General features: G+C 54.7%; 6 protein-coding genes. 2 read left to right on the forward strand and 4 right to left on the reverse strand.

From position 1 onward, the window contains the following. The first annotated feature begins 965 nt into the window (after positions 1-965). Together AC2FEE_RS25230 and AC2FEE_RS25235 are read left to right on the forward strand one after the other, a co-directional pair. Positions 966-1,709 carry a hypothetical protein gene (locus AC2FEE_RS25230; RefSeq protein WP_496868166.1) on the forward strand — a complete coding sequence of 248 codons (744 nt, stop codon included), beginning with the start codon at positions 966-968 and terminating at the stop codon, positions 1,707-1,709. A gap of 302 nt (positions 1,710-2,011) precedes the next feature. Further along, the gene (locus tag AC2FEE_RS25235) at positions 2,012-3,013 is read left to right on the forward strand and encodes a hypothetical protein (RefSeq protein ID WP_496868167.1); all 1,002 of its coding nucleotides are present in this window, start codon (positions 2,012-2,014) and stop codon (positions 3,011-3,013) included. Positions 3,014-3,081: 68 nt separating this feature from the next. Here AC2FEE_RS25235 and AC2FEE_RS25240 read toward each other — a convergent pair whose 3' ends face one another. Genes AC2FEE_RS25240 through AC2FEE_RS25255 form a run of 4 tightly spaced genes read right to left on the reverse strand, consistent with a single transcriptional unit; the run spans position 3,082 to position 7,632 of the window. Further along, the gene (locus AC2FEE_RS25240) at positions 3,082-4,281 is read right to left on the reverse strand and encodes a polysaccharide pyruvyl transferase family protein (RefSeq protein ID WP_496868168.1); all 1,200 of its coding nucleotides are present in this window, start codon (positions 4,279-4,281) and stop codon (positions 3,082-3,084) included. Then, positions 4,278-5,111 carry a sulfotransferase family protein gene (locus AC2FEE_RS25245; RefSeq protein ID WP_496868169.1) on the reverse strand — a complete coding sequence of 278 codons (834 nt, stop codon included), beginning with the start codon at positions 5,109-5,111 and terminating at the stop codon, positions 4,278-4,280. The genes AC2FEE_RS25240 and AC2FEE_RS25245 overlap by 4 nt, the downstream gene beginning before the upstream one ends. Then, positions 5,108-6,439 carry a lipopolysaccharide biosynthesis protein gene (locus AC2FEE_RS25250; protein ID WP_496868171.1) on the reverse strand — a complete coding sequence of 444 codons (1,332 nt, stop codon included), beginning with the start codon at positions 6,437-6,439 and terminating at the stop codon, positions 5,108-5,110. Before AC2FEE_RS25250 ends, AC2FEE_RS25245 begins: the two co-directional genes overlap by 4 nt. Before the next feature lie 14 nt (positions 6,440-6,453). Next, complete coding sequence (locus AC2FEE_RS25255; RefSeq protein WP_496868170.1) at positions 6,454-7,632, reverse strand: glycosyltransferase; 1,179 nt, start codon at positions 7,630-7,632, stop codon at positions 6,454-6,456. Positions 7,633-7,775: the final 143 nt, after the last annotated feature.

Raw genomic sequence — 7,775 nt, forward strand, 5'->3', positions numbered from 1 at the left:
AAGTCGTTGAGGAAGCAAAATCCAACATCTAAATTTATCCTGACAACATGGGAGCAGCTGCTAATGCACCAAAGAAGTAATCAAACGGCGTCCCGGATAAATCCGCGACGTAAGGTATTTAGGATGTAAAACAAACTGTGGGTTAAAAAACCCAAGTACTTACACAATGGTTGCGCAGTTGCAGCGGTTCGTAGCCGGAGGCATAGCATACACTTCGTCGTTATACAATCGAAGGTTGAGTTCCGGAGATTAAGTTGACTGTGACTGAGGTTAGAAAGGCGAACCGCAATAAACCGCACTCTGTGCACGAATGGGAAGCCGTTGACTTGCGCACCGGAACGATTCGGATTCGAACGACAGTATGCGAGCATTCCAATCGACAAAGCTCGGATCCGGTTGGCCGAGACTTTCAATGCGACAACTTGTGGAATGGTCGTGACACAGGCAGTTCCGACCCAACGGAAGACATTGTTCGGCAGAACTGACCGGAATTGCCCTGTGGGCATGAAGTTGGAGTCGTTTTTCGATTTTCGAGTTTTGTTGGTTCAGCCACGACTGGGTGCGGTGTGGGTGGTCGCAACGCATGGCGTCTTTTCGTCAAACATCCGCCAACGCAACGTCTCTGGCGGGGCAGGGATGATTTGTGACGCCGCAGTTCAATCTGAACAGGCCGGACTGTTGCCTAACAAGAATTCAACGAATTTCGCAAAATATCTCGGCTGACCGAAAAATCGCGGGCGGCGGCTTTTCCTCTTTGAGGCGTCCTTGCTCGGATGACTAAGGCATTTCGGCAAACAGAGGACGGTTCCGGAGTGATCGGCACACCGGTGAGAGCGACTGAAGCTATTATCCAATTGGAGAACTAAGAACATGGCCCAAAGGCCAAACATTTTCCGGGTTGGAATGCCTGGTACCGCGGAACGGATGGGATGCACAGTCCTGAAAATACAATGGGGTGAATCAGCATGATAGATCTTGGCCTTTCCACGACAACACTGGCGGTTCGGACCAAACATGGTGGGATAGGTTGCCTTGGCCCGTTGGTGTGGTGCGACCCATCCGACCTTTCGGTGCTGTTTCAGGACGCAGAGGGCACCGTGCCGGTGACGTCTGCGGGCGATCCCGTTCGACGTCTGAACAACAAGGGCAATTTGGGGGGCTACTTTCTGGCTCCTAATATGGCGGCTGCACCAACCTATCAGACCGACGGCACCCATCAATGGCTGGAAAGCGACGGTGTGGATGACCTGTTGGAGTTTCAGGGCGCCGTGCCGTTCTCGGTGGATTTGTTCGAAGCCGTTGCCTTTCGGACGATCAGCATCAACCGTGCATTTGCCCATATCGTAAGCAACAATGGCGGAAAGCGGCAACCGCTGATTTCGACGCCACAGTCGCAGCCCCGGCGGGTGACGGTTGCTTTTGGAGGTGCACCGACCAATGTGGACGCGCCTGCGTCGCTGATTGGCGTTGATGTGGTGGTCACTGCAACGCATGACACGGCCCGGAGATCTGCCAATGTGAACGGGCAGATTGTTACCGGGAGCGGTGTCGCGCTGGTGGATGACGGAACTGATCCTTACCTGTTTTTCGGCCCCAATGCCTCGAACATCCGAAACTATGGCAGCATTCATTTGAACCGGGTTCCCAGCCCGGCAGAACAAATGCTTGTTCGCAAATTTTACGCAAAGAAATCGGGTGGCACTGCCTGAGCAACAACATCTGACACGCAGCATGGATCACGCCTGACGTTCGGATTCAGGTTGCGCACCGCAGAGCCTTGGTCCTGATCAGGGGAGGTTGTCATCCGACATCGAAACCCCAAAACCGGTCGGCGGATCATCGACGGCTAACACTGACAGGCTGAAGCCCTCTCGCTTTCGTCCGGTAACTGGCCTATAGGGGGGCGGAGCGAAAATGCCGGGCATGTTCAATCGTATTTTTGGTGTGTAGTCGAATGGACATTGATCACTCGACGACGAAGAAAATCAAAAAAAGGTCAAAAGTCTGAGTAATGGTCGAAGTTTTTGCGGATCGGCGAGAAAACGAGAGAAACACGTACTTGGTAATTGGTGCGGTTCTCCTGTTTGTGGTCTTTCACTTCGCGTTTCAGGCTGCGTTTTTCACCTATGAAAGACGACCGGATGAGATCAAGGCTGTCGAGTATTTTGTAAACATCTTGTCTTTCGAAAATAACGCCCGATTGAACCATGTATGGACCAGCGAGATCTGGACCAGATTGGTTTTGTTCGCATTCAATGTTGGGATAACCTTTATCCTGATCTACTTTAAACTCGTTGACAAGAAGACTGCTGTTCTAGCAGCGATATGGCCGCTTTCTATCTTTCTTTTTTCGAAGATTTACTGGGAGTTTTTCTATTTTCCTCTTTGTTTGATACGCCCCAACCTTTCTTCAAGAGCCGAAGGGGTGGTTATAGCGCTTCTGGCTGCACTGCTCTACGTGACCGGTGAGGCTAACCTCGGAGTTCTTCTGACTTTTCGGGCTGCGTTGTTCCTGCAGAACGCTGGGTTCAAAAGGTCGGTGCCAATCGGCATTGTAGGGTTTGCGGTTTTTCTAGATGCAGCAATGAAAACAGGGGCCGCGTTTTCATTTCCTTGGATAGGCGGGCTGATACAACGGTTCGACTGGACGAGAAACGTTGCCAACCCGGATTACTCTCCGGTGGAAAGTTTATCTGTGTTTTTTGCCAGCTTTCATTTCTTTAGCTTGCACACAGGAGCTTACTGGATAGACGCATTGTTTTCGGTGGTCGTAGCCGTGTTTTTGTATTGCTCGCGTGAATTCAGGCAAAACCTAAGAGATCACCTATGGTTGGTTGCCTGCTTCTTTTCAGTTTACTTTTTCTACACCCACGTCACTTATGCCTTTCAGAACGCTAGGTATTTCTTCTTTTTCATCCCGGTTTTGGCAACGCTCATACCTACAAAGTTGTTTCCGGGTCTGGCGTTTTTGGGTATTTTCCATGTACTGCTCAGAAGCATGGAATTTATGTAGCATTCTGTTTTTTAACGCCTTTTACCTCTGGTTGCTCAACCGGAAATTGTTAGTCGGCGTTATCGGCTTCAGCTTGCAACAGATGAGCCCGACGCCGCCAAACTGCTCAGCAATTGATGCGCACCAATTTGGATCACGGGTATTTGCTGCTCAATATCTGCGGTATTTCGAGCCTGTTTCAGGCGTACGGCATGGTCTGCAATGCGTTCAGGCTTTTCGCTGAACCGCAACAGGTTTTCTGTTTCACCCACGAGAGAGAAATAACCGTCAACCTTGGAATCCCATCGAAAACCGATGGCGGGCGTGCCCACGGCATGTGCCGTTATGCAGGCGTGCAGACGGTGTGAAACGACTAGGTCCATTGCCTTGATAGCCGCAACCAGGTCCCGCGGGGTTTCAGGCCGTGGCAGACGGGATATTCCCTGCCGGGACGGAAGAGACTGCCAGAGTGCATCAAGCATCTCCTCGTCTTCGCCTGCGCCATTCGTGAACAAAGCGGTGTTTTCATTGCGCTGCTGAAGCTCAGTCAGGATCGCCTGATACTGAGACAGGGACTGTTTGAAACTCAGCGTGTCCTGATCGGCGTGGGTGTTGATCGCGGCCGGATGGGCGATCCCGACACCGATGGCACCGACAGCGGCCTCGGGGGCCTGAGGCAGCGCCAGCTCGCTGGCAGTCAGGGCCGGATCGGGAAAAATATGAACCTCGGGCAGGTCAATCCCAAGCGATTTGTAGTGGTGACGCAGATTGTCTGCAGACCCCTGATCGCGCACGGATACGAAACGCAGATTCGGAGACCCAAGCAACGCAGAGAAGAGTTGCCTGCCGCGCGGTGACCAGGATTTTGCAACACCAACCGAATGAATCGCGATTGGCAGGCTACGCTTTTCCGCTTCCTGAACGACTCGGGCAATCTTGAGCGGGAAATTCAGGTTCGCATCCCCCAGCAGCTGCCCGCCACCGATCACCACGGCATCAGCATCCTGAAAGCTATCCGGAATCATTGGCTCGAGGCTGGTGCGGATCTGCCGTTTTACCAACTGTTTTGCCAGTGCTTGCGACAAGCCTTGTGGCAAACGGGTCAACAGAGACAGCAGGAAGGTGCGCGCGCCCTTGGAGGGTGCTGCAAAGGTTCCGCGTCCAGCCAGATCCAACCAGCGAATTTCGACCCTACTGTCCTGATGGCGAAACTGCTCGCTCAAACAATCTGCGATCAGGCCGTCGCCTAGGTTCGGGCTGTGCATCACAGCGGCCAAAACAATCTTCATGCAACCTGCTCCGTTGCCATGAGTTCGGTCAGAATGACCTGATCCGGAGCAAATCGTTCGGTCAACTCTTGCAGTATCTCCGCACCAGGTTCGGCAGGCGCCCGCGCCGGGCTGGATGTGTACAGCGTCCGGGAAACAAGCGGATTGCTTTTCACCTTCGACACCAGGCTTGGCAGCCCCAGACGACGGAGTATCCAACCACCGTTGCGCAATGCCCCGACCAACATTGGATTGCGCGCAGCCTGGGCCTCCAAAATACGCTGCTCATAAGGAAGTGCTTCTGCGAAGGGGATACCAAGGGCGTCGCTCATGGACCGGCCAAAACCAATGGGATCCGTTCTGAGTTTCGCAAAATCAAGGACATGCACCCGTTCGGCCCCCAGATGATGTACCGCGTTTTTCACGTGTTTTCCAAACAGGGAATGCTCAATGATCTGCGGCTGTTGTACCACGGCGTCTTCGAAGCTTGCCAACGTCCGGCCTATTTTTCGCAGGTACTTCCAATGAGAGACACTGCGGGACACCGGCTCGCGCACAGTCACCAGAAACCGGCTGTCCTGCGGCAGATCGCGGGCAATGCGCTCAAGTGCAGGTTCGGAATACAGGTAGTCATGACAGATTTCACCCAGCCGCATGGCCTGAGGTTGTGCGGGAAACTGACGGCGATACCAATCTGGGCCCTTGTCATAGAAACGATCAAAGTAGAAGATCTCTTTTGCGGTGGCCAATGCAACATCGGGATGCTGGTTCAGTATGTGCCAAATCCATGTGGATCCGCACTTGTCGCCACCCAGATACAGAAAATTGACGGGTAGGGTATTGGTGGTCACTGCCTGCGCTCCTTGGTCAGCAAGGCCAGATTCACAAGGCCTGAGGAAATCCCGATTTTTCTGAAGATGTAGATATACGCCGCGACGTTCAGTGCGATGAGATTGCAGCTGATGCAGATTGCGGCACCCATCGGACCCCATAGGGAAACGGCGGCGGGCAAGGCCGCAAGCGAAAGGCCCGTCGTGACAACCAGCATCACGAAATGTATCCGCTCATGCCCGGACATTTCCATGATCTGGGCCGTCGGACCCGCAAAAGCGCTGACCAGATAGCCGAGGCTGATCACGATGAGTTCTGGATGCGCCTTGGCATATCCCGGACCGAACAACTCCAGCACCTGATCGCCCCACAGAACAAAAATCACGAAGCTGGCCAATGTCGGCATCCCCAACATCAGGCTGATGCGGCGGCAGGTGTTTCGTGCGGCGTCAAAGTCTTGATTGCCAAGCTGTGCCGCAAGCAGCGGGGCGGCGACAATGTTGATCGCCATCAGAAACAATTCCAGCACCATGGCCGTACGCAAGGCTGCGAAAATAGCGCCGACAACGGCCGCCGGAAGTAGGCCACCAACAATGACAATCGCTATATTCCTACCCGACGCATTGACCACCGAGTTCCCCCAAATTCCCCACGAGGCGGAAATCCATCGGCTCCTTTGGCTAAAGTCGGTTTCTCCGGCCATCAGCCGCACCGGGTTGGTCAGCGGTACCAGGAAGGACTGGACCAGAAATAACCCGCCCAGAATACCCGACATCAGCAACAATGTTGTGGCCGGGTCGAGCGCCGGGATCATGCCCGATGCGGCCAACATGGCCAAAGCAATGACGGCCAGGCGAAACAAGACATCCCTGGGCAGCAGCGCGCACCAAACAGAGCCCGCAGCCCGTTGCGGGTTGGGCTGAAACTCGGCCAGAGCCAGAACGACGGTAAACACCGCGGTCGCCCAAAGCAGGGTCTGCCGACCTTCGAAAACGGGCAGGATTGCCGCCACGAGCGTCAGCCCCAACGCGGCAGCCGCAGAGCCCAGCAGAACGATCCCATAGCTGAACCGCACGACTGCTCGGGCTTTGGCTTCGTCGTGGTCGTGCAGGTAGAAAGAAGCAAAGCGCAAGACCACATTGCGCTGTCCGACGGTGCCGGCAATCGCGAGGATCGTGGCCAAAGAGAAGGCAAAGCTGAACCGCCCGAAACCGTCGTCACCGAGGCCGCGCGACAAGGCAACGAACATAACGAACGAAAGCCCGGCTGCCGCGCATTTAATGAACAACGCCGCCAGGCTTTTCAGAGCAAATCTCTTGCCGGATTTTGCGATGCTGCCGGTGTTCATGTCGCTCAAGGCCACTATGCGCTGCGCGCGTCTGTTACGGTCAGACCCAGTTCCCGTGTCACCAGTTCCGCAATTTGCGCCTTGAAAACCTGCTGGTCGAAACGGGCCGCGTGCGCTTGTATTTTTTTAGGAGAATTCACAAGTGCCACATCTGCTTCAAGGAGGTCGATCGCCGCGTTCAGCGCATCTACGGTCTGTTCGTGAAAATGCAAACCCGACACGCCGGGCAAGACCGTGTCCAGGGCACCACCCCGGCCATAGGCCACGACCGGCCGCCCCGAGGCCATAACCTCGACCGGAATGATCCCGAAATCTTCTTCGCCGGGAAACACCAGCGCTTTGCAGGTTGCAAACTGGCGTTTCAGTTCGGAAAAGGGAACCCGTCCGAGGAAGGTGATGTTGCTCTTGGCCTTTTGCTCCAGCTCGGCGCGCGTTTCCCCGTCGCCGACAATAACCAGGTTTCGGCCCGAGGCGTTGAACGCATCCACCGCCAGATCAGCCCGTTTGTACGACACCATCTCACCGGCCAGCAGATAATGGTCTCCTACGTCTTCGGAAATACTGAATTCGGCTACATCGACAGGGGGGAAGACGACATCTGCATCCCGTCGGTAGTATTTTTCGATGCGCTGCGCGATAAATCCGGAATTCGCCACGAAACGGTCGACCCTGGCGGCGGCGCTGACATCCCAGATCCGCATTTTGTGCGCCACGAAAGGCATCATGAGCTTTGCCAGACGTCCCGCGGACTCACGGTAGATATGGTAGTGATCCCAGATGTAGCGCATCGGTGAATGGCAATAGCAAAGATGCAAGGCATCGGGCCGTGGGATGATCCCCTTTGCTGGCCCGCTTTCGCTTGAAATGATCACGTCGAACTCGGTCATGTCGATCAGTTCGAGCGCAAGAGGCATCAGTGGCAGATACTTCTGATAGTGCTTCCGAGCGCCGGGGAGCTTGGAGATAAACGTCTCGCGCACGTCCTGCTTGCGAATTTTGTCGCTCACCTTTTCCGGGTCGTACACATGGGTGACAATGACCGCGTTCGGAAACAGGTCGAGCAGGCTTTCGACGACCTTTTCCCCGCCCCGCATTCCGACAAGCCAGTAGTGCACGATTGCGACCCGCAGGCCGGAGAAATCCGTTTTGGCATTTTCCATATTCTGCGAAACAAACTCGTTTACTTCAGTCATGGTAAATCCTTGAGCGCTGTTGCGCACTATTTCCACAGACGGAAGCCGTCAACCAGCCCGCGTCTCGTTCAGCCCTTTGCGCCTTGGCCGCGGGCGTAGACGTCCTCGTATCGGACGATGTCGTCCTCTCCGAGATAGGCTCC

The sequence above is a fragment of the Ruegeria sp. YTSC199 genome (genome assembly GCF_059609725.1).